Origin of the sequence: Bordetella tumbae (genome assembly GCF_965139195.1) — a bacterium.
In the GTDB taxonomy this organism is placed as follows: domain Bacteria; phylum Pseudomonadota; class Gammaproteobacteria; order Burkholderiales; family Burkholderiaceae_B; genus Bordetella_A; species Bordetella_A tumbae.
The window spans coordinates 102,318-127,124 of sequence record NZ_CBCSJH010000013.1 but is presented as its reverse complement, the minus strand read 5'-3'; the positions used below and the strand labels follow the sequence as shown (position 1 = coordinate 127,124).

25 protein-coding genes and 1 riboswitch are annotated in these 24,807 nt (G+C 59.1%); of the genes, 19 read left to right on the top strand and 6 right to left on the bottom strand.

Annotation, left to right across the window (positions count from 1 at the left end):
* The coding region (locus ACNA0J_RS15675) for a hypothetical protein (RefSeq protein ID WP_415819806.1) at nt 1-201 on the top strand (201 nt) is incomplete at its 5' end.
* Between the two features lie 100 nt (nt 202-301).
* On the opposite strand, the gene ACNA0J_RS15670 is transcribed toward ACNA0J_RS15675, so the two are convergent.
* Nucleotides 302-1,159 carry a 23S rRNA (adenine(2030)-N(6))-methyltransferase RlmJ gene (locus tag ACNA0J_RS15670; protein ID WP_415819805.1) on the bottom strand — a complete coding sequence of 286 codons (858 nt, stop codon included), beginning with the start codon at nt 1,157-1,159 and terminating at the stop codon, nt 302-304.
* Nucleotides 1,160-1,174: 15 nt separating this feature from the next.
* Nucleotides 1,175-1,921: a glycerophosphodiester phosphodiesterase gene (ugpQ, locus tag ACNA0J_RS15665; protein ID WP_415819804.1), complete on the bottom strand. Its 747-nt coding sequence runs from the start codon at nt 1,919-1,921 to the stop codon at nt 1,175-1,177.
* A 254-nt stretch (nt 1,922-2,175) separates the two neighbouring features.
* On the opposite strand from ugpQ, the gene ACNA0J_RS15660 reads away from it, so the two are divergent.
* From ACNA0J_RS15660 to ACNA0J_RS15620, 9 genes are all read left to right on the top strand, one after another.
* Nucleotides 2,176-3,081 carry a branched-chain amino acid ABC transporter permease gene (locus tag ACNA0J_RS15660; protein ID WP_415819803.1) on the top strand — a complete coding sequence of 302 codons (906 nt, stop codon included), beginning with the start codon at nt 2,176-2,178 and terminating at the stop codon, nt 3,079-3,081.
* Nucleotides 3,081-4,025, top strand: a complete 945-nt coding sequence (locus tag ACNA0J_RS15655; RefSeq protein ID WP_415819802.1) for a branched-chain amino acid ABC transporter permease — start codon at nt 3,081-3,083, stop codon at nt 4,023-4,025. The genes ACNA0J_RS15660 and ACNA0J_RS15655 overlap by 1 nt, the downstream gene beginning before the upstream one ends.
* Before the next feature lie 2 nt (nt 4,026-4,027).
* Nucleotides 4,028-4,768, top strand: a complete 741-nt coding sequence (locus ACNA0J_RS15650; RefSeq protein WP_415819801.1) for an ABC transporter ATP-binding protein — start codon at nt 4,028-4,030, stop codon at nt 4,766-4,768.
* Nucleotides 4,769-4,771: 3 nt separating this feature from the next.
* Nucleotides 4,772-5,428: an ABC transporter ATP-binding protein gene (locus tag ACNA0J_RS15645; RefSeq protein WP_415819800.1), complete on the top strand. Its 657-nt coding sequence runs from the start codon at nt 4,772-4,774 to the stop codon at nt 5,426-5,428.
* Nucleotides 5,429-5,555: 127 nt separating this feature from the next.
* Nucleotides 5,556-6,308, top strand: a complete 753-nt coding sequence (locus tag ACNA0J_RS15640) for an SDR family oxidoreductase (RefSeq protein ID WP_415819799.1) — start codon at nt 5,556-5,558, stop codon at nt 6,306-6,308.
* Nucleotides 6,309-6,543: 235 nt separating this feature from the next.
* Nucleotides 6,544-7,668, top strand: coding sequence for a zinc-dependent alcohol dehydrogenase family protein (locus ACNA0J_RS15635; protein WP_415819798.1), 1,125 nt, complete (start codon nt 6,544-6,546; stop codon nt 7,666-7,668).
* A 159-nt stretch (nt 7,669-7,827) separates the two neighbouring features.
* Nucleotides 7,828-9,135: an ABC transporter substrate-binding protein gene (locus ACNA0J_RS15630; RefSeq protein WP_415819797.1), complete on the top strand. Its 1,308-nt coding sequence runs from the start codon at nt 7,828-7,830 to the stop codon at nt 9,133-9,135.
* Nucleotides 9,136-9,401: 266 nt separating this feature from the next.
* Nucleotides 9,402-9,881, top strand: coding sequence for a VOC family protein (locus ACNA0J_RS15625; RefSeq protein ID WP_415819796.1), 480 nt, complete (start codon nt 9,402-9,404; stop codon nt 9,879-9,881).
* 208 nt (nt 9,882-10,089) lie between these two features.
* Nucleotides 10,090-11,046: a Hint domain-containing protein gene (locus tag ACNA0J_RS15620; protein ID WP_415819795.1), complete on the top strand. Its 957-nt coding sequence runs from the start codon at nt 10,090-10,092 to the stop codon at nt 11,044-11,046.
* Nucleotides 11,047-11,210: 164 nt separating this feature from the next.
* Here the strand turns inward: ACNA0J_RS15620 and mntP are convergent, their stop codons facing one another.
* The gene (mntP, locus tag ACNA0J_RS15615) at nt 11,211-11,783 is read right to left on the bottom strand and encodes a manganese efflux pump MntP (protein WP_415819794.1); all 573 of its coding nucleotides are present in this window, start codon (nt 11,781-11,783) and stop codon (nt 11,211-11,213) included.
* A gap of 9 nt (nt 11,784-11,792) precedes the next feature.
* Nucleotides 11,793-11,966, bottom strand: a riboswitch (yybP-ykoY riboswitch).
* Between the two features lie 47 nt (nt 11,967-12,013).
* Here mntP and ACNA0J_RS15610 point away from each other — a divergent pair.
* From ACNA0J_RS15610 to ACNA0J_RS15600, 3 genes are all read left to right on the top strand, one after another.
* Nucleotides 12,014-12,289, top strand: a complete 276-nt coding sequence (locus ACNA0J_RS15610) for a metal/formaldehyde-sensitive transcriptional repressor (RefSeq protein ID WP_415819793.1) — start codon at nt 12,014-12,016, stop codon at nt 12,287-12,289.
* On the top strand, nt 12,286-13,374 hold the full coding sequence (gene dmeF / locus ACNA0J_RS15605) for a CDF family Co(II)/Ni(II) efflux transporter DmeF (RefSeq protein WP_415819792.1): 1,089 nt from the start codon (nt 12,286-12,288) through the stop codon (nt 13,372-13,374). Before ACNA0J_RS15610 ends, dmeF begins: the two co-directional genes overlap by 4 nt.
* A 416-nt stretch (nt 13,375-13,790) precedes the next feature.
* Nucleotides 13,791-15,764, top strand: coding sequence for a SurA N-terminal domain-containing protein (locus ACNA0J_RS15600; protein WP_415819791.1), 1,974 nt, complete (start codon nt 13,791-13,793; stop codon nt 15,762-15,764).
* A gap of 2 nt (nt 15,765-15,766) precedes the next feature.
* Here ACNA0J_RS15600 and ACNA0J_RS15595 read toward each other — a convergent pair whose 3' ends face one another.
* A complete protein-coding gene (locus ACNA0J_RS15595; protein ID WP_415819790.1) occupies nt 15,767-16,426 on the bottom strand; it encodes an arylesterase in 660 nt (219 codons plus the stop codon).
* Here ACNA0J_RS15595 and ACNA0J_RS15590 point away from each other — a divergent pair.
* Entirely contained in the window at nt 16,425-17,099 is a 675-nt protein-coding gene (locus ACNA0J_RS15590) for an ABC transporter ATP-binding protein (RefSeq protein WP_415819789.1), read from the top strand. The two genes, ACNA0J_RS15595 and ACNA0J_RS15590, sit on opposite strands and share 2 nt — an antisense overlap.
* Nucleotides 17,100-17,115: 16 nt before the next feature.
* On the opposite strand, the gene ACNA0J_RS15585 is transcribed toward ACNA0J_RS15590, so the two are convergent.
* Nucleotides 17,116-18,087: a DMT family transporter gene (locus ACNA0J_RS15585; protein ID WP_415819788.1), complete on the bottom strand. Its 972-nt coding sequence runs from the start codon at nt 18,085-18,087 to the stop codon at nt 17,116-17,118.
* Nucleotides 18,088-18,206: 119 nt separating this feature from the next.
* Here ACNA0J_RS15585 and ACNA0J_RS15580 point away from each other — a divergent pair, with 119 nt between their 5' ends.
* A complete protein-coding gene (locus ACNA0J_RS15580) occupies nt 18,207-19,130 on the top strand; it encodes a LysR family transcriptional regulator (protein WP_415819787.1) in 924 nt (307 codons plus the stop codon).
* A 359-nt stretch (nt 19,131-19,489) separates the two neighbouring features.
* Here the strand turns inward: ACNA0J_RS15580 and ACNA0J_RS15575 are convergent, their stop codons facing one another.
* Entirely contained in the window at nt 19,490-20,743 is a 1,254-nt protein-coding gene (locus tag ACNA0J_RS15575; protein WP_415819786.1) for an RNA-guided endonuclease TnpB family protein, read from the bottom strand.
* A gap of 137 nt (nt 20,744-20,880) precedes the next feature.
* Here ACNA0J_RS15575 and ACNA0J_RS15570 point away from each other — a divergent pair, with 137 nt between their 5' ends.
* The 4 genes from ACNA0J_RS15570 to ACNA0J_RS15555 all read left to right on the top strand — a co-directional run bounded on the left by ACNA0J_RS15570 (nt 20,881) and on the right by ACNA0J_RS15555 (nt 24,785).
* Complete coding sequence (locus ACNA0J_RS15570; protein WP_415819785.1) at nt 20,881-21,927, top strand: TRAP transporter substrate-binding protein; 1,047 nt, start codon at nt 20,881-20,883, stop codon at nt 21,925-21,927.
* A gap of 177 nt (nt 21,928-22,104) precedes the next feature.
* Nucleotides 22,105-22,725, top strand: coding sequence for a TRAP transporter small permease subunit (locus tag ACNA0J_RS15565; RefSeq protein WP_415819784.1), 621 nt, complete (start codon nt 22,105-22,107; stop codon nt 22,723-22,725).
* Complete coding sequence (locus ACNA0J_RS15560; RefSeq protein WP_415819783.1) at nt 22,722-24,005, top strand: TRAP transporter large permease; 1,284 nt, start codon at nt 22,722-22,724, stop codon at nt 24,003-24,005. The genes ACNA0J_RS15565 and ACNA0J_RS15560 overlap by 4 nt, the downstream gene beginning before the upstream one ends.
* Nucleotides 24,006-24,095: 90 nt before the next feature.
* Entirely contained in the window at nt 24,096-24,785 is a 690-nt protein-coding gene (locus ACNA0J_RS15555) for a DUF2848 domain-containing protein (RefSeq protein WP_415819782.1), read from the top strand.
* Nucleotides 24,786-24,807: the final 22 nt, after the last annotated feature.

Genomic DNA, 24,807 nt, shown 5'->3' with positions numbered 1-24,807 from the left:
TCGCTACGCTCCTTCGGTTTCCCTCGCTCGACTCCGAGGCGCGCCAACACGGTCACTGCCCCGCTTCGACTCGCAAAATCTCTGATTCCCTCGTCGCTGGCACGAGCGGTCTACGTAGGCTTCGTAGGCGATGATTTCTGCAAGGACGAAGATCTTGCAGGGCGGCTATTCATGGCCGCCTACGGGCGCGGCCATGAATAGCGTTCGTGATCTGCATGCGAGGGCTTTGGCGTTGGTGGCAAACAGGAGATCTCTCGAGCAACGATTTCTCATAGGCCGGCACTAGATTGCCAGCGGGTTATCAGTCTGTGCGATGCTGCAGACTGTAGGTGGCGCGGTCGTCTTGGGCCAGCAATTTTGTCAGGACTGGCATCGTGTCTTTCAACGCGGCATGCAAAGTCCAGGGCGGATTCACGATGAACATGCCGCTGCCATGCAGGCCGAACCCATCGGCTGCGGGTCGTTTTACCGTCAACGATACGTGCAGCCAGTTCTTGATCGGCAGGTTCTCGAGATGGCGGGGCATTTCGGTGGCCTCGCGTCGTTGAACCAGCGGATACCATACGGCGTAGGTGCCGGTGGCAAAGCGCTTGAGGCCTTCTTTGACGGCGTTCAGGGTGCGTTTGTAGTCCTGCTTGTCCTCGTACGAGGGATCGATCAGCACCATTCCGCGCCGCGTGGGCGGGGGCAGCAGCGATTTCATGCCTTCAAAGCCGTCTGCCGCGAAAATCGTGGTTTGACGCAGCGCTACGCGGTCGAGCTTTTCCAGGTTGCTGGCCAAGATGCCAGATTCGGTCGGATGCATTTCAAATAAACGCAGCCGGTCGCGGTCACGCAATGCGTCTAATGTCAGCCAGGGCGAGCCTGGGTAGTGACGCAAGCGGCCATTGGGGTTATAGCGCCGGACCTGGGCGACGTACTCGGCCAACAGGGGCGGCAGGTCCTTCAGGTCCCACAGGCGGCCGATGCCGTCGGCAAACTCCGCGTTCTTATTTGCCCATTCGCCATCGAGCGCATACAAACCTGCGCCGGCGTGGGTGTCGATGACCCAATAGGGATTGTCCTTGCGGTTCAGATAATCCAGCATTTGAACCAGCAGCGCGTGCTTTAACACGTCGGCATGATTGCCGGCATGGAAAGCGTGTCGATAACTAAACAAAATAATTTCCTGTCGTCAGGCAATAGGGGGAATACTGGCCAGCTCGTCGGTGAAAATGGCATCCATGCCCCAGGATAGCAGCAGTTGCGCGCGCGCCGGGTCGTTGACGGTCCAGGCGGCGATGCGGTAGCCCGCTGCGTGTACGTCTGCGATCAGTTCGGGCGTGGCGTCGCGCTGGTTGATGTTGAGGGCGACGCAATCATACTTGGCCAAACGTTCGCGCCAATCGGCGGGCACCTGTTCGACCAGCAGGGCCCTGGGCAATTCCGGTGCGGCGGTCTGGGCCGAGGCCAGCGAGGCTTCGGAAAATGAGGACAGTAAGGGCGCGACGGTGGCGCCCTGCCAAAGTGCGCGTGCTGCTAACGCTACTGCGGTGCCGGTTTCGGCTTCGCGGCCAGGACTGGGTTTGATTTCGACGTTGCAGGCAATGTGGTTGGCGATCGCGTAGCGGGCCACGGCCTGAAAACTGGCTACAGGTTCGCCGGCGTAGGCCGGTGAATGCCAGCCGCCCGCGTCCAATAACACGAGCTCGGTGTAGGGGAGAGCACCCGCAGGGCCACGGCCATCTGTCGTACGGTCCAGGTCATCGTCGTGCAACAGAAAAGCGATGTCATCTCGACTGAGTTTGACGTCGAATTCGACCATGCGAAAACCATGCTCAGCGCCTACGCGCATCGCAGCCAATGTGTTTTCGGGGGCCAGGCGGCCGCCGCCGCGATGGGCAATATGGGTGGGATATGGCCAGGAAGCGGACATAGACATGATGGTGAGATAGTGGAAACAAGACCGAATAACGGTCGAGGTTGCAAGAATAACCCTTCAAGGTTCATTAAGCTGGGTTTCCAGAAAATTTAATAGGTCCTGAGCGAGGGGCATACCTATACTTTGTCACCACAACAGAGAAGGGTGTGACACACATCCGGGTAACCCCCTATCGCTGTGCGTGCACGACCTTGATTACCTGCAGGACAAGGTCCCACGTTCCAGCGATATTCCATAAAAGAAGGAGACAAGGTTTGACCTGGGATCTACTGCCTTTGGCCTTGGTAGACGGTGTGGCTTATGCCAGCCTGCTATTTTTGGTCTCGATGGGCCTGACGCTGGTGTTTGGCGTCATGGGAATACTGAACGTTGCCCACGGCGCGTTTTATGCTTATGGCGGCTATGCCGCTGCCACGTTTGTCATGGCGCTCGCGCCACATAGCGAATCCCCCATTTTGTTGTTTGCGGCCCTGTTCGCGGCCGCGATTGTCGTGGGGCTGGTGTTGGGCGGCGTGATGGAGTTTCTGCTGATTCGCCGTGCGCAGAACTACGATCCCATTCTCAAATTGTTGCTGACCTTTGGCGCGTTTCTGATGCTGGAGGACATCCAGCGCATGATCTGGGGCGCGCAGCCCTATAGCGCCAGCGAGGTGGTAAACCGGCTGGGCAATATCGAGCTGGGCGAGATTACCTACACCACGTATCAGTTGATCATCGTGCCGGTGACCGCTGTGCTGGCTTATGTATTCCTGGAGTTTTTCCTGAAGCACACCAAGCTCGGCAAGCAGACCGTGGCCATGACTCACCATCGTGAGGTCGCCACGTCACTGGGCATCAATGCAAAGAAAATCGGCCTGGTGACTTTTGTGATCGCGACGATTCTGGGGGCATTGGGCGGTGCGCTGGCGGCCCCCACGACCTCGCTCGTGCCAGGCGCCGGGACGGATATGACGGTGTTGTCCTTTGCCGTGGTGGCGACAGCGGGCCTGGGGCAAATCACGGGTGCGCTGATCGCTTCGCTGCTGATTGGCATCATCCGCGCCATGACGGTCTACACCGCGCCTGAACTGGAGGTCGCAGTTCCGTACATCATCATGGTGCTGGTGCTCATCATCCGGCCACATGGCTTGTTCACCGTGGCTCAAGCGAGGAGGATCTGATGAACGTTCCTATCCTCAGCGTATTGGCCGCGATCATCACGCTCATCGTGGGCTATAGCTTTTCCTGGACCATCACACCGATTGTGATCGGGTTGACGTACGCGATCGCGGCCCTGGGGGTCTCGATCATGGCGCGGGCTGGCCAAGTGTCGTTCGGTCATGCCATGTATGCCTGCATCTCTGCGTACACGGTCGCGTTTCTGGCACGGGCCATGCCTGGTGCAGATGCGTTGCTGTTGATCCTGGCAGGCGTGGTCGCGAGTTTTGCTGCCGCGTTGGTCGTCGGCTCGTTTGTCGTGCGTTACAGGGGGATTTTCTTCGGGATGTTGAACCTCGCGCTCAGCATGGTGCTGTTTGCGCTGCTGGGCAAGCTCTATCACCTGACGGGCGGTTCGGATGGGCTGCGTATTGTGCGTCCCACCTTGTTCGGCCTGGTCATGGAACGCGCGGCTTTCGAGCGCGGTCTGCTGGTGCTGACCTTGGTGTTGTCGCTGCTGCTGGCGTGGTGGGTACAGCGTTATTTCCGGTCGGGCAGCGGACAGGCATTGTCGGCCATCAAGACGAATGAGACTCGCATCGAGTACCTGGGATTTTCCGCATATCTGATCATGTGGAAAGGGTATCTGTTGTCGGCTGTGGTAGTTGGCGTATCGGGCGCGTTGCTCGCCTTGATGCAGGGGCTGGTCACGCCTGAGTTGGGTTCGTGGCTGCGGTCTGGAGAGTTTGTCTTTATCACCATCCTGGGTGGTGCGGGCCACGCTGCTGGCGCTTTCCTGGGGGCCGCCGCATTCGAATTCGTCAAGCTGGCCTCGGCAGCCTATTTCCCCGGCCTGTGGCAGTTCCTGTTGGGGCTGACGTTGATTCTGGTGATCTTTATTTTTCCGACCGGCTTTGTCGGCCAGATCATGAAGCGCATCGCCACCCCCAAACCGGCAAGGAACTGAGCATGGAACCGTTAGTGAAGACGACCGGCCTCACGCTCGCCTTTGGCGGCGTGGTGGCTGCAGACAATATTGATTTTGAGCTGCACGAGGGCGAGCGCCTCGCCGTGATCGGGCAGAACGGTGCGGGCAAGACCACGTTCATCAACATCTGCACCGGATATCTGAAACCGTCAAAGGGCAAGGTTTACTTCAACGGCAAAGACGTCACCGGCATGGCGCCGCGCAAGATCGTGCGCCTCGGCCTGGGACGCTCGTTTCAACTGCCGCAGTTGTTCACGGAGCACACGGTGCGCCAATGCGTGCAAATTGCTGCCGCGCGGCGCAACAAGGACCTGAGCTGGTTTCGTGCACTGGAGCACACCATAGATGGCCGCGAAGTCGACGCGACATTGGATCTGGTGGGATTGTTGCCGGACGCCGATGCGCTATGCATTGAGCTGCCGGAGGGCAAACGCAAACTGTTGGATGTGGCAATGGCGTTGGCTCTGCAACCCAAACTCTTGATCATGGACGAGCCTACCAGCGGTGTCGCCTCGGAGGATAAGCATGGTTTGATGGAGACCGTCATGCATGCGCTGGATGAGCGTCGCGTGACAAGCTGGTTCGTGGAACATGACGTGGACATCGTGTCGCGCTACGCCACGCGCGTGGCGGCGTGGATCGCGGGCAAAGTGGCTGCCGACGGTTCGCCCGAGCACGTGCTGAACCATCCGCAAATCAAGAGCGAAGTCCTGGGGGTATGAGCCATGTTGAATCTATCGGCCATTAACGTGGACCTCGCTGGCAACCGCATTCTGCGTGATGTGACTGCGCGGTTTGAGGCGACAAAAACGATCGGCATTGTCGGGCGCAACGGCGCAGGCAAGACTACGCTATTGCGTACCATCATGGGCCTGACTCGCCTGAAATCCGGGCGCATCGAATTCGACGGCATCGAGCTTTCGGCGTTGCCGGGCCATCTGCGGGCGGCACACCAGATCGGCTATTCCCCCGAAGACCGCGTGATTTTCCCCACCATGACGGTGGAGCAAAATCTGCGTTTGCCTTGCGAGGTCCAAGGACAATCGAGTGAAGCGATCCGCCAGCGTATCGACACGGTGCTCAAGGTCGTGCCTCAGCTGGAGCCCATGTTGGCGCGGTCCGGTGCGGCGCTGTCGGGCGGGCAGGGCAAGATGGTGGCGCTGGCGCGAGCGGTGATGGTGGGCACGCGCCTCTTGATGCTGGACGAGCCCTTTCAGGGGCTGGCGCCCAAGCTCGCGCGTGACTACACCGAGGCGCTCGCGCGGTTGAAAGACTTGCAGCCTGATCTGTGCGTGGTGATCACCGAGTCCAACGTCAAACTGCTCGGCGATATCCCGGATCAGATCTGGACCATCGAACGCGGCGCGATCTCGCTGAATTGAGGTGAGCCTTCCTCACACGGTCGCATGTCAACACGATACGGGTGGCCCTCAGTGAACAGTGTGTTCTCGATACTGAAGGCCATTTGGCAACACGGTAAGTAACCCCAGGCAGAAGACGGAGAGAGAGATGGGTCAATTGCAAGGTAAGGTCGCCATCGTTACGGGCGCAGGCAGTGGTTTTGGCGAAGGCATCGCCAAGCTTTTCGCCAAAGAGGGCGCTCAGGTCGTGATCGCCGATATCAATAAAAAAGCCGCTGATCGTGTGGCCGGCGAGATCGGCAGTGTTGCGCTATCACTGCAGACGGATGTCTCCAGCCGCGCGGATATCGACGCGATGGTCACGCACACCCTGGAAGCATTCGGTGGACTGGATATCGTCGTGAACAACGCGGCCATCACACATAAAAACCAGCCGATGCTGGACGTGGATGAGGAAATGTTCGATCGTATGTTCGCGATCAATGTGAAATCCATCTATCACATGTCGCAGGCTGTCATCCCGCACATGCGGCAACAAAAGCGCGGTGTGATCCTGAACATTGGCTCCACTGCAGGGATTCGTCCGCGTCCTGGACTGAGTTGGTACAACGCCTCCAAAGGCGCGGTGAATGTCTTGTCCAAATCCATGGCGGTTGAACTGGGGCCCGACAATATCCGTGTCAACGCCATCTGCCCAGTGATGGGTGTGACGGGAATGTTTGAGCTGTTCATGGGATTGCCGGATACGCCGGAGAACCGCGCGAAGTTTTCTGCCACGATTCCGTTGGGCCGTTTCTGCCAACCGTCGGACGTGGCGGCAGCTGCGCTCTATCTGGCCAGCGATGCCGCAGAGTTCATCACTGGCGTCGAGTTCCCGGTGGACGGTGGCCGCACGATTTGATGCGCAGCGGCGTGCTTTGACTGGCGTAGTCATGCGATCCTGTGTGGCGCGATCGGAGGACGTAATCATGCAGTCCAGTGTGGCGCGATCGGAGGATGTAGTCATGCAGTCCAGTGTTTAGCGATTCGTATTGGCAGGTACTGTCGTGTAGCTGGGTGCCTGACGTTTTACATAGATGTGTCTTTGCTGCAGCGGGTTCGCAGCAGCCATGCGTTCGGATTTTTCGGAGTTGTCGATGAAAATCAAAGCCGCCGTTTTACGCAATATGGGCCTGGCCGCGCCTTATGCAGATAGCCGTCCCCTGCAAATCACCGAAGTCGAACTGGACCCCCCGGGTTTCGGCGAAGTCTTGGTGCGTATCCGTGCCGCGGGCCTTTGCCATTCAGATCTATCCGTCATCAATGGTGACCGCCCACGCGGCCTGCCTATGGTGCTCGGCCATGAATCATCGGGCGAGGTCGTCGAGGTCGGCGCCGGCGTCACGGATCTGCAGGCCGGGGATCATGTCGCCATGGTGTTTGTCCCTAGCTGCGGATGCTGCCATCCGTGCCTGGAGGGCAGGCCGGCACTGTGTGAGCCGGGGGCGGCTGCGAATACGCAAGGGACATTGTTGAGCGGTGCGCGGCGCTTGCATGTCGGTGACGAGTATCTGAATCACCACACCGGTGTGTCGTGTTTTGCCGAATACGCCGTCGTGTCACGCCGTTCATGCGTCAAGGTCAACGTCGAGCTATCCCATCGCGAGGCGGCACTATTCGGTTGTGCGGTCTTGACCGGGGCGGGGGCGGTGTTGAACCGAGCCCGCGTCAAAGCAGGCGACGACGTGGCGATTGTCGGTTTAGGCGGCGTGGGCCTCAGCGCCTTGCTCGCTGCCGTCGCGGCCGGCGCGCGCCGGGTGGTGGCGGTGGATCTTTCCGACGACAAACTGGCGTTGGCGCGTGACCTGGGCGCGACGCATACGGTGAACCCCAAACAGGTCAAGAGCGATGATGATCTCTATGACCTGTCCGGTGGCCGCGTGCATTATGGGCTGGATATGGCGGGTGCGGTGCCCGCGTTTGAAACGGCCTACAAACTCACCCGCCGAGGCGGTGCGACCATCACCTCGGGCCTGCCGAATCCCAAACTGAGTTTTTCGCTGTCACTGTCGCAGATGGTGGGCGAGGAGCGTGAAATCCGCGGCAGCTATCTAGGCTCGGGCGTGCCTGCCATCGATATTGGACGCTACATCGATCTGTACAAAGGCGGCCGTTTGCCGGTAGACAAAATGATGGGCAAGTCCTTTACGCTGGATCAGATCAACGAAGGCTTTGACGAGCTGGCCACAGGCAGCAACCTGCGCGACGCGATTGTGTTTTAACGGCCAGATTTCAGGCTGAATGCACTGATGGGGATCGTGGGGTGTCTTGTCCAAAACCTCAGGCGAATCAACGGACTTGACACCACTCCGACCCGTGGGCCTGCGGCCTGCGAGGTCAATCGATAAATCTTATGAACCGTTGGACCAGGAGATAACACAATGAAGAAACTTTCCAGGTTGACCCCTTTGCTGGGCGCCATGCTGCTCTCGGGCGTTGCCGCATTTGCCCATGCTGCCGATAAACCCAAAGAGCTGAATGTCGGTATCTCGACCTACCTGTCGGGATCGGCCTCGGTATTCGGGATTCCCGCCCGCGATGCCGCCGAGATCTTGATTCAGGACATCAACGCCAATGGCGGCATCGACGGCGTGAAAATCGTGCCCAGCTATATCGACGAGGGTGGCGGTGGCGAAAAGCTCCTGACGGAGTATCGCCGTTTGGCCGAGGGCGGCACGCGGGTCATGCTGTCGGCGATTTCCAGCGGCCACTGCAACATCGTGGCGCCGGTTGCCGAGGACCTGAAAGTCCTGAACGTGTTGTGGGACTGCGGCACGGAAAAGGCCCTGGAGGGCAAGAAATACAAATACGTGGTCCGTACCCAGGCTAACGCCACCACCGAAATGGTGGCCCAGGTACTGTACCTGATGAAGGTGAAACCGGACTTCAAGACCTTGGCCATCGTCAACCAGGATTACGCGTGGGGCCGTGATTCGCGCGACATCTTCCTGGCAGCGCTGAAGAAATTCAAACCCGACGTGAAAGTCGTTGCCGAAATGTTCCCGAAATTCGGCGCGGCGGACTTTTCCACGGAGATCAGCCGTTTGCAGGCGCTGCGTCCAGACGTGATTCTGTCGACCTCATGGGGCGGCGATCTGGATAATTTCGTGCGCCAGGCCTCGCAGCGCAATCTGTTCAAGAACTCGACCTTTGTCCTGTCGTTGGCCGAGAGTTCGCTGGAGCGCCTCGGCAACTCCCTGCCCGAAGGCGTCTACATCGGGGCACGCGGCGATCATTATTTCCTGCACCCGGAAACCAAGGATGATCCTGCACACCAGGCATTCATCAAGAAATTCCATGACAAAACGGGCGCCTATCCGATTTACTCGGTGTATCACATGGTGCAAGCCCTGAATGGCCTGAAAGCGGGCTACGAAAAGGCCATCAAGGATAACGGCGGAGCATGGCCCACGCCCGAGCAGGTGGCCGCGGCAATGCATGACATCAAGTTCAAAGGCTTTGGACGTGAGCTGACGCTCAATCGCGTCGATGGACAGAGCCTGGAGGCACAGCTCTTTGGCGTGACCAAAAAGAGCGACAAGTATCCGTTCAAAGTGCTGTCGGATATCACCATCGTGCCGGCTGAACTGGTTACCCCGGGCGTTGAGGAGACGTCGATGGGATGGATCGAAAAGAGCTTGAATGCGGACGTGCTAAAGAGTGATCAGATCAAGGTCTATAAGGACTGATTGTTCTGCATGAGAGCGAGGCTCGGNGCCCGCAATTTTCCGGGCGCCGAGTCTTTTATGTAGCGGCGGGCCAGGTCGGACAGGCTGGCCTGGCCGGTGTGGATTCCCGGTTTTTATGCCCGTCCTTTTGGTAGTTGTTGGCTAAAGGGCGGGCGCTGCGTTTGTGAGCATTGGTACCAAGCGGACGATACGGGATTCGCAATGAAGGCGATCTGCGTTATTTTGAGGACGGCAGATGACCATGCCTACCCTTCAGGAGACGCGCAATGATCAGCAAGAACACGATCTGTTTGTGGTATGACCGCGATGCGTTGGATGCCGCGACGTTCTATGCCGAAACTTTTCCTAATAGCTCCGTGGGAGACATTCTCCGCGCCCCGGGCGACTATCCCGACGGCAAGCAAGGAGACGTCTTGACCGTGCAGTTCACCGTCGCTGGAATCCCGTGCGTCGGCCTGAACGGTGGCCCGGTGTTCAAGCACAACGAGGCGTTTTCGTTTCAGATCGCCACGGACGACCAGGCGGAAACCGACCGTCTATGGAATGCCGTCGTCGGCAATGGTGGCCAAGAGAGTGACTGCGGTTGGTGTAGGGATCGTTGGGGTCTGTCCTGGCAAATCACGCCCCGAGTCCTGCTCGAGGCCATCACCGATCCCGATCCTGCTGCTGCGAAGCGCGCCTTCGATGCCATGATGACAATGCAAAAAATCGACATCGCGACCATTGAAGCCGCGCGACGCGGTTGAAACCTAGGGCAGGTCGGGCCGTTCGGCGTTCTGGTTATTCGGTAAGACGACATCCCGAGGCGTGGATTGTTATCGCCTGTTGCGCCTGATTTATATTACATTTGGACAATTAATGTGATAATTTGCGGCTTCGGCCGCATTTTTATTGTCTTTTTGTATCTGGTTGCGCTGGCGATTGCCATCCTTGCCGCGCGGTTTGAGGAATCGTATGAGCCAGTCATTTGCATTCACCCTAACGCCCGGCAGTTTTGGGTACGCGGTCTATACCGGCACCGAGTTCAGCCAATACACCGATAAGGTGGTTGGTAAAACTCCGATGACGGAGACTCACACCTATACCGTGACGCAAGACTCCGACGACGGCGCTTTTAGCGTCGGCGACGCTGTTGATCTCTATGAGGACGGCGTGTATATCGGTTCCGGGACGATAGGGGGGGTGACAGGTACAGGAATCCTCTTGCAGCTCGAGAACAGTCTCGGTGCAACCTATTTCACGACCGACCTGAATGAGTCTTATGAGCTGGGAGCCCCATTTCCGTACTCGACTACGGAGGTATTTCCGGTGTGCTTTGTGCGTGGCACATTGATTGAGACGCCCTCGGGGCCGGTAGCTATTGAAGATCTTGTCCCGGGTAACCAAGTTCTCGGCAGTACGGGGTGGCGTACGGCCAAATGGATAGGCTGGCGCCACTATGGCGCGTTTGGATTGCGTACTGCCGAACAAAAGGCTCGCTGCGCCCCGGTACGTATTCGCAAGGATGCGTTAGGTGAGAGTCAACCGGCACAGGACCTACTCGTCTCACCTTGGCATCATCTGTACGTCGACGGCGTGCTGGTGCGTGCGCACGATCTGATCAACGGCATCACGATCACACAAGAAACCCATGTGACGAGCGTGTCGTATTACCACGTGGAGTTGGATCAATTTGACGTGGTGCTGGCTCATGGCGTCTATTCCGAGTCATGGGCCGACGGCGGCAATCGCGATTTCTTTCAGAACGTCGATGTCACCGCACTGCGCCCTGAGGATAAGCAACGCCGCATGGCGGATCGCCCTGGTTTCAAGGCGCTGCGTCAGGCTCACGAAATCGCGGCGATCCACGGCCGTATCGCGCAACGAGCGGGTACGTTGACCTCGGCGCGGTGTTGGTTGAATGCCGCTTGACCTACGCAGTTTTGATGCAGTTGCAGCAGGCTGCGTGTTGCGCCCGCAAAGCGCAAGGTCGGCTTGAATTTTGAACAGACCCCGACGACTGGATTGATATCCAACTATGGGGCCGGTTCAATTGTGCAACGGCTATGCGGCCATGCATGCGGCCTGGAAACGGTTCAGAGTCCTGCTGCCGTGAGATGCTCGTAAAGAATCGTGGAGCCGATGCCGATCAACGCGATTCCGCCCAGGATTTCAGCGCGTTTACCGGCAATACTGCCCAGAGCGCGGCCCACCATGACGCCTATTGTGACCATCAGCGTGGTTGCCAGACCAATCGCGATGGCGGTGACGACAATATTGTTGTCGATGAAGGCCAGACTGACGCCGACTGCCATGGCGTCAATGCTGGTGGCAAAACCCGTGGCCGCCAGCAGCCAGAATGAATGACGGCTTACCGGGGCTGATTCCTGATCCTCTTCTTTGAACGCATTGCGGATCATCATCAGCCCCAGAATACAGAGCATGATGAACGCGATCCAGTGGTCCCATTCCTGGACGTACTTTGCGGCGACAGACCCTAGTGCCCAGCCTATGAGTGGCGTGATTGCTTCGATGATGCCGAAGATGACACCCGTGCGCAGGGCTTCGGGGAATCTGGGTTTGTGTAGGGCAGTGCCTTTGCTGACAGCGGCGGCGAAAGCGTCCGTGGACATCGCCAAAGCGAGCACGAGCGTGGAAAGTGCGTTCATTGTGATCTGATCAACCGGGCATGGACAACATAGACCAATCACACGCCCGGCAGGATGTGATGGATCTATGGTCTCGCCAAGCCGCAAAGGCCGCTTGCGCCATGGCCGACGGGCCAAGAGTGTTGACGCAAGCCTCTTTCAGACAATCCTGAAAGGAAGCTACTCCCCAGAGAGAACCGCGAGTTTAGCAGAGTTCATGTTAAGCTGCTTATACCTTAGGGAGGTATCCTATGTCTCATTTGTCGACTCACAAAGATGAACTGCTCAAGCGCGTCCAACGGATCGCGGGGCAGGTCCAGGCCGTCCAGCGTTCTCTGGAAACCGAAGCCGACTGCGACAAGATCCTGCATCTGGTCGCGGCCACCCGAGGCGCGCTGAATGGCTTGTTGGATGAGTTGCTGGAGGCCCATGCCCGAGAGCACGTTGCTCATCCGGATTTGAGCGAAGACGAACGGCAGCAGGGGGTCGAGGCCTTGGTCATGGCCATCCGGCGGTATTCCAAATGAATACGATCGACAACCTGTCAGCGGACCAGCATGGACATTCGTTTCTTGGCCGCGACCACGATGCCAACGCAAGACGGACAACTTGGGTCGTCGCTCTGACTTTCGCCATGATGGTGGGGGAGGTCATCGCGGGCTATATCACGGGCTCTATGGCCTTGCTGGCCGATGGCTTTCACATGGCCACTCACGCTGGGGCACTAGGTATTGCGGCTGCCGCCTACGGATACGCCAAACGTCATGCCGATGACCGTGCGTTCAGCTTCGGGACGGGCAAGGTCGGGGAATTGGCAGGTTTTGCCTCTGCCTTGATCTTGGGCGTCGTGGCGTTGATCATCGGCGTGGAATCAGCGCTCCGATTGGTCAACCCGACCTCGGTCGCGTTCGGCGAGGCCACTGTTATTGCGATCATCGGGTTACTCGTCAATATCGTGAGCGCGATGTTGTTGTCGGGCGGGCATTCCCATGGAGGGCATCACCACGGGCACCATCATCATTCGCCCGGTCATCACGCGCATGATCACGGTACACAAGGCGGCCACCGGCATGTCCCTCAAGAGGGTGGCGGTTACGATTCCCACAGTCACGAACATCAGGGCCAAGAACAGTCCCGTCACGAACAGGTTGCCCACGAACACAGTACTCAACGGCATCGCGATGCGGCACACGGCCAGGATAACAACCTGCGATCAGCCTATTTGCATGTGATGGCCGACGCCTTGACCTCGGTATTGGCGATACTGGCCTTGCTGGCGGGGCGTTACCTGGGTTGGGTATGGCTGGACCCCGTTATGGGCATTGTCGGCGCGGTCGTCATCGCGCGCTGGGCCTGGACGTTGATGCGCGATACCAGCAGCGTCCTGCTGGACGCCACTGATGACCATGTCGCCCAGGAAATCCGGAATGCCCTCAAATCCTGCGCCGGCACGACCATTATCGACCTGCATGTCTGGCAGATCGGCCCGCAGGCCCGGGCGGTCATCGTCAGTGTCAAGGCAGCCGCCGGCATTACCGCGAGCGAGATCCGGTCCAGACTTGCCGTGATCGACGAAATTCGCCACCTGACGGTCGAGGTCGCTCCTGGGTGATACGCTGCCAAACCGCTTGTCTGATATCCCGCTGACAATGGTAAACTCCGGCGGCTAACCTAGTGCGGTTATAGCAGTGGCAAGGGCGAATCGGTTCGCCCTTTTTTGCCCCAGCTGCCTCAAGGCAAAAAATGCCCCATCGGGGGTGTTCAGCCGGTGGCGTGGGGGGATGTGCCATCGGCCGCTAATAGGAAAGTCTTCCCTTACGGGAGGCCCTTTTAGGGAGCCCCTTTTGGGCAGCGCCGCCGCGCCGTGGCAAGCGTGGCGTATTTATTTGTGCCGGGCCATCTCGAACCAAAACATGTGGTTCGAGATAATGCCATTCATGAGATTGGCGTTGCGGTCTGTTTTGATGCGTTTTTTTGCGGCGCGAGGCCCGTTTTTGCCGGGCGTCGCGTAGGGCAAACAAGGATTCCATGTTCGAACTAATACGCAATCACCGTCGCTGGATGCAGTTCATTCTGCTGATTTTGATCGTGCCGTCGTTTTTCCTGGTCGGTATCCAGGGCTATGACAGCTTCATCAGCCGTGAACCAGAGTTGGCCACGGTCGCCGGGCAACCCATTACGCGCGGCGAGTTCGACAACGCGCACCGCAATCAGCTCGAGAATTTCCGTCAACGCCTGGGCAGCCGTTACGACCCCGCTCTGGTGGATACGCCAGCCATGCGTGAGCAGCTGTTGAATCAATTGATCGACCAGCGCTTGTTGGCCCAGGTGGCTCAGGACAACCGTTTTTCCGTCTCTGATAGCACGCTGCGCAATACCATCGCTTCCATTCCCCAGGTTCAGGATAACGGCCGTTTCTCGCCTGAGCGCTATCGCCAGGTGTTGGCCGGCCAGGGAATGACGCCTACGATGTATGAGGCAGGCCTGCGCAGCGATCTGGCGATCGGACGCGTGCTGCAACCCGTGGCGGAATCCGCTACTGCGCCTACCGCTGTGACGGCGTCGCTGGAGTCGGCCCTGACCCAGGAACGCACTGTGCAATTGCGCCGCTTTGCCGCCGCCGATTACCGGACGCAAGTCTCCGTGTCGCCCGAGGACATCAAGGCCTGGTACGACGCCAATCAGCAACAGCTGACCGTGCCCGAGCAAGTCACCGCACAATACCTGGTGCTGGACGAGGCGGCCGCCTCGCAAGACATCCAAGTCAAAGACGAGGACGTCACCAGCTATTACGAACAGAACAAGAACCGTTTTGGTCAGCCAGAGCGCCGCCGCGCCAGCCACATCATGATCCAGGTGGCCGCTGGCGCCTCGGATGCAGATCGCCAGGCCGCTCGTGCCAAGGCCGAGTCGCTGGCCCAGCAGGCTAGTGCAAACCCGGCCGGCTTTGCCGATCTGGCCAAGGCCAACTCACAGGATGCAGGCTCGGCCCAAAAGGGCGGTGATCTGGGATGGATGGCGTCCGGTATGCTGACCGGCGACCTGAACAAGACCATTTTCAGCCTGAACAAGGACCAGGTATCTGGTGTCGTCGAGAGCCCATCGGGTTTCCACGTGATCCAGGTGACAGATATTCAGCCAGCGAGCGCCAAGCCCCTGGCCGAAGTCCGTGACGAGATCACGGCCGAGATCCGCAAACAGATCGCGGCGACGCGATTTGCCGAGATGGCCACCAAACTGACCGAGATTGTCTATGACCAGCGCGATAGCCTGCAGCCTGCCGCCGATGCGCTGGGGCTGAAGATTCGCAGCGTCAGCGGTATCACCCGCCAAGGCTTGCTGCCCGCGGATAAAACCGTCGGTGCGAATCCGGCATCTGCCAGCAGCGATGCCGCCTTGCTGGACAATCCGCGCGTGCGCGAATCCCTGTTCTCGAACGATACGCTGCGTGAAAAGTTGAATTCTGGTGTGATCGAGCTGTCCTCTGACACCTTGCTGGTCGTGCGCGCGGCAGAGGTTCAGCCGCAGCACGTATCGCCGCTGGACAAAGTCACCGATTCCATCCGAGATCGTCTCACCAATGAGCGCGCCGCCGAGGCTGCCCGCAAGGCGGGCGACGAAGCCCTGAAAACCTGGTCAGCCGATGCTGCCAGCTTGCCCGAGGGCTTTGGCGCCAGCATTACCGTGACGCGCGAGCAGCCGCAACAGCTGACTGCGCCTATCCTACAGGCCGCGATGCGTTTGCCCTCGCAGCCTTTGCCTGCGTATGCAGGAGCGGTCGACGGCAATGACTACGTGGTGGTGCGCCTGGACAAGGTCGAGGCGGGCAAGGTCGAGGCGGCTGACTCCGAGCTCTTTAGCCGCCAACTCGGTGCTGCGTGGGGCGATGCAGAGTCCGCTGCCATCATGAAAATGCTGCGCGAGCAGTATCAGGTCAAGATCCTGCCCGAGGCAGCGAATGCGATTAAGGGGTCGGGTGACCCCGAATCGGCCGCAGGCTAGGGCTATTTAGCCGTTTTGCTTGTTTCCAGTATGGGCCGCAATGCGGCCCATACGTTTTTGAGCAGGGCAGGCTGGGCTTGTTCGTTGGGATGAATGCCGTCGGCCTGAAATTGCGTGCGGTCTGTGGCGATGCCTTCCATGAGAAAGGGCGCCAGATGGGCTTGCTCGGATTTGGCGACCGCCGGAAAGACATTGGCAAAGCGCTGGGTGTAATCCCGGCCATAGTTGGGCGGGATCTGCATGCCCACCAATAGCACTTGGGCGCCGGCTTTTTGCGCGCTCTGTGTCATGGTGCGCAGGTTCTGCTCGGTCATTTGCAGTGATAGGCCGCGCAGCGCATCATTCGAGCCCAGCTCGATCACGACAATCTCTGGGTGATGGCGTTGCAGCAGGGCTGGCAGGCGGGCTAGCCCGCCGCTGGTCGTGTCGCCGCTGATGCTGGCATTCATGACCTGATAGTTAGGGTATTGTTCTGACATTCGCTTGGCCAGCAAATCCACCCAACCGGATCCGCGCGTCAGACCATACTCGGCCGACAAGCTGTCACCGACGACGAGTAAGGTGTGCGTTGCGGAACCCGCGGCAGGATTGGGAGTCTGAGCGAAGGCTGTCGCGGAAATGGCCAACGCGCCTATGGCAAAACAACGGAAAAGCATACGCATGGATAGTAAGGTCTCGATTGAAGTCTCAGGGCTGGGCAAACAGGTTTCCGATGCCGGTGGTACCTTGTCGATCCTGCAAAATATCGATTTTACGGTGGCTGCCGGCAGCGCTTTGGCGATCACTGGCAGTTCCGGCTCCGGTAAATCTACCTTATTGGGACTGATGGCGGGGTTGGATGTTCCCTCGTCAGGTACGGTCCGTCTGGCGGGACAAGACCTGTTCTCCCTGGATGAGGATGGCCGTGCGCAGTTGCGTGCCCGGCACGTGGGGTTTGTGTTCCAGTCTTTCCAGTTGCTGCCCAATCTGACTGCCCTGGAAAACGTCATGCTGCCGCTCGAGCTCGCCGGCCAGCCGGCGCGAGAGGCGGCCCAGAGCATGTTGCAACGCGTCGGCCTGGGCGAGCGCCTGCATCATTATCCCCGCACATTGTCCGGCGGTGAACAGCAGCGCGTGTCACTGGCGCGCGCGTTTGTGGTGCAACCCGATCTGTTATTTGCCGACGAGCCCACCGGCAGTCTCGATGCCGCGACGGGAGAGACGGTGATAGACCTCATGTTCGATTTGCATCGCGAGCAGGGGACGACGCTGATCCTGGTCACTCATGATCCGCAACTGGCCTCGCGGTGCGGCCAGCAACTGGTGCTATCGGCGGGGCGCGTAGTCGACGCTTGATGGCCCAAAGGGCCTGTCAAGCCTGCCGTATCCGCCGTGCAGTGGCCTGACCCCGTCGCCATTCGATCAGCCCCGTCACGATACCGCTGGCGCAGATGATCGCAATCCCGAGCCACGTCAGCGCATCGGGAAAGTGCCCCCAGGCCAGCCAACCCACCGTCGTGGCGCTGACGATCTGCAGGTAGACGAATGGCGCCAGCGTTGACGCCGCCGCATTGCGATAGGCGCCGATTTGCAGCAAATGGCCCAAGGCACCCGAGAACCCCGTGGAAATCAGCAGCATCCAATTACCGGGACTCAGATTGCTTAATACCGGAAGCGCAGCCGGCAGGATCAACGGCAACATCAGGGTCAGACAGACCGCGCCCACGGCGCCGCTCCAGATCAGGGAGGTGTACGGGTCGTCACCGGCAATACGGCGCGTGGCGATGTATTGCGCGGTAAAGCAGCAGGCCGTCAAGAGGCCGAAGAGCACGCCTAGGGGATGCAAACCGCCACCCGGGCGGATGATGATCAGCACGCCACAGAATGCCACTGCGGCCGCTACCCAACGCGACATGCGCGCAGGTTCTTTCAGCACCCAGGGCGCCAGCGCCAAGACAAGCAACGGCGCCAGAAAATTGATGGCCGTGGCCTCGGCCTGCGGCATATAGCTCAGCGCGGTAAAGAAAGCTGCGGTCGCGCACAGCATCGCGCCGCCGCGGATGAGCTGCTCGCGCGGGCGCGTGCTGCGCAAAATTCCCAGCCCCCGTTTGGGCAATACCAGTCCCAGCACCAGCACCAGATGCACCATATAGCGTACCCAGCACAGAAACCACAAGGGCACACCTGCCTCCATCACCCATTTGCCGCTGGCATCCAGGCACGTGAGCGTCCAGGCCGACAAAATCAACAGGACAATGCCCAATACGGGGCGCGCTGACGGGGCGCGCGGCGCAGAGGGCAATGGCGAAGCTGCCGGTCTGGATCCGGCGGCGGCCCGGTGCATGCGAGTCTCCTTGGTTCTAGTGCAGGGCAAACACAAGCCGGCGCAAGGCCGGCTCGGTAAAACGCAACATAATACGCCTATCCCTTGGAAACGGATGCGGCGGCTATGATGAGCAGACCATGATCGATCTACGCAACATTGAAACTTTCTTTTGGGTGTCCACGCTGGGCAGTTTTCGGGCGGCGGCGGAGAAACTCAACACCACGCAACCCGCTATTTCTCAGCGGATCGCTTCGCTGGAAGGCGACCTGGGGGTTCGGCTGTTTGAACGTGACGCGCGGGGTGTGACGCTGACTGGCAAGGGGCAAGAGCTGTTATCGCACGCTGAGCGCATGTTGCAGTTGCGCAGCGATATGTTGCGGGCGGCGCGCGAACAGAACGTGATGCGCGGGCCGCTGCGTTTGGGGGTGGCCGAGACCATCGTCCAGACCTGGTTGCCGTTGCTGATCGAGCACGTGCATGCCGCCTATCCGGCGCTGGTGCTGCAGATCGAGGTCGATACGACATCGGTCTTGCATAGCCATTTGACAGCGCGCCAGATTGACCTGGCTTTCTTGATGGGGCCGATCCTGGAGCCGCGGTTCGAAAATCTGCCGCTGTGCGCGTATCCCTTGGCATGGGTGGCCAGCCCGCGTCTGGCGCTGGGGCCAGAGCCGCTGACGCTGGAGCGCATAGGCAAGCTGCCGCTGATTACGTATCCGTCGAGTAGTCGGCCGTATCAAATGGTGCGTGACATGCTGACGCGCGCCGGTGTGCAAGCCCCGCGCATGTACGGCAGCGCTTCGCTGTCGATGGTGGTGCGCATGACGCTGGATTGCATCGGTACCAGCGTCATTGCACCTGTGTTTCTGGACAAAGAGCTTGCCAATGGCGAGTTGCGCATTCTGAATGTTCAGGCGGACTCCTTGCCCGATCTGGCCTTTACCGCGACGTGGGTACAAGGACCGGACAGCCATGTGGCTCGCACGATTGCGTTGCTGGCGCAGCAAGCGGCCGAAGGCAAACTGCAGCCCTTGCCGCAGAGCGGGATAGTGGGCTCGTAGCTTGCCGCATCGATGCAATCGCATCGGGATAACGTACCTGTCGGAGCATCATTCAGCGCGGCAGCAGGGTCCGAATTGGATTCCAAGCGGGCTAGGACTTTCCCTGATGCCTTGCGATGGATCTGGTGCTCAGCCGCACCCTGCGTGCTGATGCGCTTTATTGCCACCTGGCGGCAAACCCGCGCCGTTATTGGCTTTGCGCCCGTCGGCCTTCTGTGCTGCATACAGACATAAAAAATATTTATATCTCAGCATCGCAACTTACGATTGGACAGGGTTACGTCCAGCCGGTGGAATGCGTGCGAGAGCAAGGCCGGCTGCAGACAATCTGCGGCGGTCGTTTTGCTGATCGCAGCGCGTCATCGGGTAACGGGGCCTGGCGCGTACGAATACCGCCTGCAAGGAGAGCCTCCTTGACTGCTCCCTTCCCTAAAGGAAAGGGATTCCCACTTCACAGAACCGAGCCGTCGTACATCCTCACTCATGCACTCAGGTCTTACCGTTTCTCCATGGGCTAACACCGCCAGCCCGGCGGCTAATACGTTATGCGCCGCGTTGACGTCGCGGTCGTGGTCCGTGTTGCATTGCGGACAGGACCAATGTCGCACGCTCAACGGCAGCTTGGGTAAGACATATCCGCAAACGTGGCAGCGCTTGCTCGACGGGTACCAGCGATCGACCCGCACGAACTCACGTCCGTACCAACGGGCCTTGTATTCGAGCTGTCTCACAAATTCTGCCCATCCGGCATCGCCGATGGACTTGGCAAGACAGCGGTTTTTCTGCATGTTGGACACAGACAAGCTTTCTACGGCGATCACTTGGTTCTCGTGGATCAACCGGGTAGAAAGCTGGTGTAGGAAATCCCTGCGGGTGTCTGAGATCTTTGCATGCAGCTTGGCGACTTTCAGCTTCGCCTTGGCGCGACGAGCCGATCCCTTTTGTTTCCTGGCCAAGCGGCGCTGTAGCTTGGCCAACTTAACTTCATGCTTACGAAAGACCTGTGGTGCATCGACTTTTTCTCCTGTTGAGAGAATCGCAAAATGAGACAGGCCCAGATCAATCCCGACACAGCTCGACGTAGGCGCTTTCTGCGCCACAACGTCGTCGCACAGCAGACTGACAAAGTATCGGCCCGCTGCGTCTTTGCTGACCGTGACGGTAGTGACCTTGGCGGCTTTAGGAATCTGACGGGACCAACGGATGGGAAGTGCCTCAGCCATCTTCGCGAGCTTGAGCGAGCGGCCATCCCATTTAAAGGCACTGGCGGTGTATTCCGCCGATTGCGGGCCGTCCTTGCGTTTGAAGCGAGGATATCCCGTTCGCTTGGCAAAGAACCCGGTAAACGCCGTTTGCAGATGGCGCAGTGTTTGCTGCAACGGAACACTGCTGACCTCGTTCAGCCAGACGTAGTTCGGCAGCTTTTTCAGCGTCGTCAGCGCAGCAGACGTCGCGTGATATCCCAGGCGCTCTTGCCGATCGGCCCAGGCGGTCGCACGCAGACTAAGCATGTGGTTGTAGACCACACGAACACAACCAAACGTGCGAGTCAGCGTGATCGCTTGCTCGGGCGTCGGATAGAACCGGAATCGGTAGGCACGTTTGGTTTGCATGCCCGCGATACTAACCACGCCAGACCGAAAAACTGGGTATTTACCCAGCTATCAATTCAAATCAGACTAATCGTGCAGCCTTGCGGCTGCGCCCCTTACCTCCTCGGCATGAATGCCGAGGTTTCTCGGAGCAATGGATGAAAAAGCCACTGATTACAGCCGCCATCGCCGTAGCGTTGTTGGCCACTGCCGCACATGCTCAGGATTTGCCCAAGACACATTTGAAAGTCGTCGGTGGCCTGAGCAACCTGACTGCTTATAACGACTATGAAAAGCCGTTCTGGACCAAGACCATTCCCGAGCTTTCCAAAGGCCAGGTGACGGCGGATATCAAAGGCTTTAACGAAATGGGCTTGAAAGGCCCTGAGCTGCTGCGCCTGATGTCACAGGGCGTGATCGAGTTCGGCACTGCGACGCTGTCCTACTTTGCCAGCGACAATCCGATCAACGAGGCCATCGATCTGGCCGGCTTGGCCCCTGATGTCAAAACCGTACGCGCGGTGACGAATGCCTTTGAGCCGGTCTACGCCAAGGTCTACGGCGAGGGCGCCAACGTCAAACTGCTGGGCATCTCGACCTATCCCGGTCAAGTGCTGTTCTGCAATGCCGACATCAAGAGTCTGGCCGATATCAAGGGCAAAAAGGTTCGCACCAGCAGCCGCACGACGGCGGAATTTGTGCAGGCGCTAGGCGGCTCCAGCGTCACCATGGCGTTTGGCGAAGTCGTCCCCGCGCTGCAAAACAAGGTGGTCGATTGCGCGATCACCGGCTCGCTGTCCGGCTATTCCGCGAAATGGTACGAGGTGTCCACGCACCTGTACGCTTTGCCCATCAACTGGAATCAGCAGATTCATGCGGTAAACCAAAAAGCCTGGGACAAGCTCGATCCCAAGGTCCAGACGTTCCTGCAGACCAACATCGACAAACTGGTGGACGACATCTGGGACGCCGCTGCCCGTCAGACGCAAGAAGGCTATGACTGCAACACAGGCGCTGCCGCATGCCCGTACCCCGTCAAGGGCAAGATGGTGCTGGTTCAACCCACGGACGCTGATCGCGAACTGCTGAAGAAAGTCCTGGCTGAAGCCGTGCTGCCGAAATGGGCGGCACGCTGCTCGGCGCAATGCGTCGAGGACTTCAACGCGACCATAGGCAAAGAGCTGGGCGTCGTGGCCAAGAAGTAATGACCGATACATGACTACCCTCAGGGCGCGTTGCGCGGTGGGTAGTCATGTCATCGAACGATAGTGACGCATCGTCCAGAGGGCGTGCGGACCATGCATGTCCTCATCGCAGTTCACGCCGTGCACTTCACGTGAGGTGATGTGTGTATGGATGCGCGGCAACGAAGGCAGATATTTATGACCTCATCCGAACATTTTCGAACACTGGGCAAGCTATTGCGCTGCGCAGAGTCCTTTTCGCGCGCGGCCGTCTGGGCTGGGGGCGCGCTCATTCTGGCCAGCGTGCTGTTGATCTCGTTCGACGTTGTGGCGCGTAAGCTCTTTGGCTTTACCACGGGCGGCGCAGACGAGTTGTCCAGCTATGCGTTTGCGATCAGCACGACGTGGGCCTTGGCGTTTGCCACCTTGCAACGCGCCAACGTGCGTGTGGACGTGCTGTATCAGTTCTTTCCTGTACGCGTATCGGCCTTGCTTGACTGGATTGCATTGGTTGCGTTGGGCATTTTCATGGCGTATCTGACGTATTACGCCCTCGAGATTGTGCAGACCTCATGGACTAGCCATTCCGCTGCGAACACGCCGTTAGCGACGCCGCTTTGGATTCCTCAGGGATTGTGGTGGCTCGGACTGGTGTGGATGTGCATCACCGTAGCCCTGATGCTGGTGCGTGCTTCGCTGGCGCTGGTGACGGGCGACATCGCCTTGGTCAAAGCCATCTGCGGCGTGCGCTCCACGCAAGAAGAAGCCGAGGAAGAAGCCGCCGCCGGTGAGCGTATGGTGAAAGGGGATGCAGCATGATCACGACTGCTTTGACACTGCTGTTGGTGCTCATCGGCATTTCGATTCCGGTCGGTGCGGCGCTGGGCGTGCTGGGTCTGATCCTGGACCCGCTGTATTCGATGCTGCCGCTCACGCGGGCCATGGGCGAAGTCTCCTGGAGCACGAATAACGAATTCCTGCTCGTCGCGATCCCCTTGTTCATCATGTTGGGCGAAATCCTGTTGCGTTCCGGATTTGCCGAGCGCATGTATAGCGCGATGAGCCTTTGGCTGTCGTGGTTGCCGGGGGGATTGATGCATGCCAACATCGGCGCGTCGACCTTGTTTTCCGCGACCTCGGGGTCCAGCGTGGCCACGGCTGCCACGGTGGGCACGGTTGCATTGCCGCAGATCAAGAAGTACGGCTATAACGAGCCGCTGTTCTTGGGCAGTCTCGCCGCGGGCGGCACGCTGGGGATCTTGATTCCGCCCTCTATCAATCTGGTCATCTATGGCGTGTTGACGAATTCGTCCGTGCCCAAGCTGTATTTGGCGGGGATCCTTCCGGGTCTGGGCTTGGCAGCATTGTTCATGCTGACTGTCGTGATCGCCTGCGTGATCAAACCGGCGTGGGGCGGGCACAAGATCCACGCGACATGGGGCCAGCGCATTGTCAGCTTGACACATCTGGCGCCACCGTTGGGGATTTTTTTGCTGGTGGTTGGCTCGATTTACGCGGGCCTGGCCACGCCTACCGAGGCCGCCGCCTTGGGTGTACTCGGCGCGTTGGTTCTCGCCGCGTGCTATGGCCGGCTGACGTTTGCCATGTTGCGTGATGCCATCGAAGGCACGATGCGTTCCACCGCGATGATCATGTTGATCGTGATTGCGGCCAGCTTCTTGAATTTCATTCTGGCGGCGACGGGGATCACCGATGCATTGACCCAATCCATCACCGGGCTTGGCTTGTCGCCTGGTTGGATGCTGCTGATCGTGATTCTGTTCTACCTGGTCCTTGGCTGCTTCATGGAAACGCTGTCCATGATGATCACCACCATCCCCATCGTGGCGCCCATCATGATCGCGTTGGGCTATGACCCGATCTGGTTGGGCATTGTCATTATCGTGCTCGTCGAGGCTGCACTGATTACGCCGCCCGTGGGGCTGAATCTGTTCGTGGTGCAGAGCCTGCGCAAGAGCGGAAACATGACGGCAGTCATCGTCGGCGCGTTGCCGTTCGTAGTGGCCATGTTTGTCCTGTTGGCGCTGCTGGCCTTTATCCCGGACCTGGCACTGTGGTTGCCACGCGTATTCGGCTGACGCCCTGTCGATGTATTGAACTTATTCGCAGCCTCGCGGCTGCATCCTTTTTCCTCCTGGCATGGATGCCGAGGTCTCTCGGAGCAACAAATGAAAGCTGTATTCCAAGTCGAATCCGCTACTGATAATACTGTCAACGCAATCGAAGCCGACATTCGCAATCTGGTCGTCGCGGGTTGGGCAGGGCGCGATCGCGCGGCCATCGAACACCATATCGAAGAGCTCGCCGCGATCGGCGTACCGCGTCCCAGCAGTGTGCCGCTGTACTACCGCATCGCAGATAATCAATTGACACAGACTGATCGCATTCAGGCGGTCGGCGACGCCTCGTCAGGCGAAGTCGAGACTTTTGTTTTTGCCGTAGGTGGAGAGCTCTACGTCAGTATTGCCTCGGACCATACCGACCGCAAACTCGAGTCGCATAGTGTGGCGTTGTCCAAGCAGGTCTGCGCGAAACCGGTCGGCACGACGGCATGGCGTCTTTCTGATGTCGCCGAGTACTGGGATGAACTTGTGATTCGTTCTCTCATCATCGAAAACGGTGCAGAGATCTTGTACCAAGAAGGCACGCTGGATGCGTTGCGCACGCCCCAGGAACTGATCGCCGGCTATACCGGTGGCTCAGGGTTGCCGGATGGCACCGGCATGACCTGCGGCACCGTGGGGGCTATTGGTGGGATCCGTGCCTCGACGACCTTCATCATGGAACTGTTCGACCCGCGTCGCCAGCGGTCATTGCGCCATCGGTATGATGTAGAGGTATTGCCGGAAGTCGCTTGAGTGTGACCCGGTACGAGATCAT

Coding starts and splice junctions, on each gene's coding strand:
- ugpQ (WP_415819804.1), bottom strand. CDS start 1,921: ATGTCTATGTCCGCTTCCTGGCCATATCCCACCCATATTGCCCATCGC.
- ACNA0J_RS15655 (WP_415819802.1), top strand. CDS start 3,081: ATGAACGTTCCTATCCTCAGCGTATTGGCCGCGATCATCACGCTCATC.
- ACNA0J_RS15650 (WP_415819801.1), top strand. CDS start 4,028: ATGGAACCGTTAGTGAAGACGACCGGCCTCACGCTCGCCTTTGGCGGC.
- ACNA0J_RS15645 (WP_415819800.1), top strand. CDS start 4,772: ATGTTGAATCTATCGGCCATTAACGTGGACCTCGCTGGCAACCGCATT.
- ACNA0J_RS15640 (WP_415819799.1), top strand. CDS start 5,556: ATGGGTCAATTGCAAGGTAAGGTCGCCATCGTTACGGGCGCAGGCAGT.
- ACNA0J_RS15635 (WP_415819798.1), top strand. CDS start 6,544: ATGAAAATCAAAGCCGCCGTTTTACGCAATATGGGCCTGGCCGCGCCT.
- ACNA0J_RS15630 (WP_415819797.1), top strand. CDS start 7,828: ATGAAGAAACTTTCCAGGTTGACCCCTTTGCTGGGCGCCATGCTGCTC.
- ACNA0J_RS15625 (WP_415819796.1), top strand. CDS start 9,402: ATGATCAGCAAGAACACGATCTGTTTGTGGTATGACCGCGATGCGTTG.
- ACNA0J_RS15620 (WP_415819795.1), top strand. CDS start 10,090: ATGAGCCAGTCATTTGCATTCACCCTAACGCCCGGCAGTTTTGGGTAC.
- mntP (WP_415819794.1), bottom strand. CDS start 11,783: ATGAACGCACTTTCCACGCTCGTGCTCGCTTTGGCGATGTCCACGGAC.
- ACNA0J_RS15610 (WP_415819793.1), top strand. CDS start 12,014: ATGTCTCATTTGTCGACTCACAAAGATGAACTGCTCAAGCGCGTCCAA.
- dmeF (WP_415819792.1), top strand. CDS start 12,286: ATGAATACGATCGACAACCTGTCAGCGGACCAGCATGGACATTCGTTT.
- ACNA0J_RS15600 (WP_415819791.1), top strand. CDS start 13,791: ATGTTCGAACTAATACGCAATCACCGTCGCTGGATGCAGTTCATTCTG.
- ACNA0J_RS15590 (WP_415819789.1), top strand. CDS start 16,425: ATGGATAGTAAGGTCTCGATTGAAGTCTCAGGGCTGGGCAAACAGGTT.
- ACNA0J_RS15595 (WP_415819790.1), bottom strand. CDS start 16,426: ATGCGTATGCTTTTCCGTTGTTTTGCCATAGGCGCGTTGGCCATTTCC.
- ACNA0J_RS15585 (WP_415819788.1), bottom strand. CDS start 18,087: ATGCACCGGGCCGCCGCCGGATCCAGACCGGCAGCTTCGCCATTGCCC.
- ACNA0J_RS15580 (WP_415819787.1), top strand. CDS start 18,207: ATGATCGATCTACGCAACATTGAAACTTTCTTTTGGGTGTCCACGCTG.
- ACNA0J_RS15575 (WP_415819786.1), bottom strand. CDS start 20,743: ATGCAAACCAAACGTGCCTACCGATTCCGGTTCTATCCGACGCCCGAG.
- ACNA0J_RS15570 (WP_415819785.1), top strand. CDS start 20,881: ATGAAAAAGCCACTGATTACAGCCGCCATCGCCGTAGCGTTGTTGGCC.
- ACNA0J_RS15565 (WP_415819784.1), top strand. CDS start 22,105: ATGACCTCATCCGAACATTTTCGAACACTGGGCAAGCTATTGCGCTGC.
- ACNA0J_RS15560 (WP_415819783.1), top strand. CDS start 22,722: ATGATCACGACTGCTTTGACACTGCTGTTGGTGCTCATCGGCATTTCG.
- ACNA0J_RS15555 (WP_415819782.1), top strand. CDS start 24,096: ATGAAAGCTGTATTCCAAGTCGAATCCGCTACTGATAATACTGTCAAC.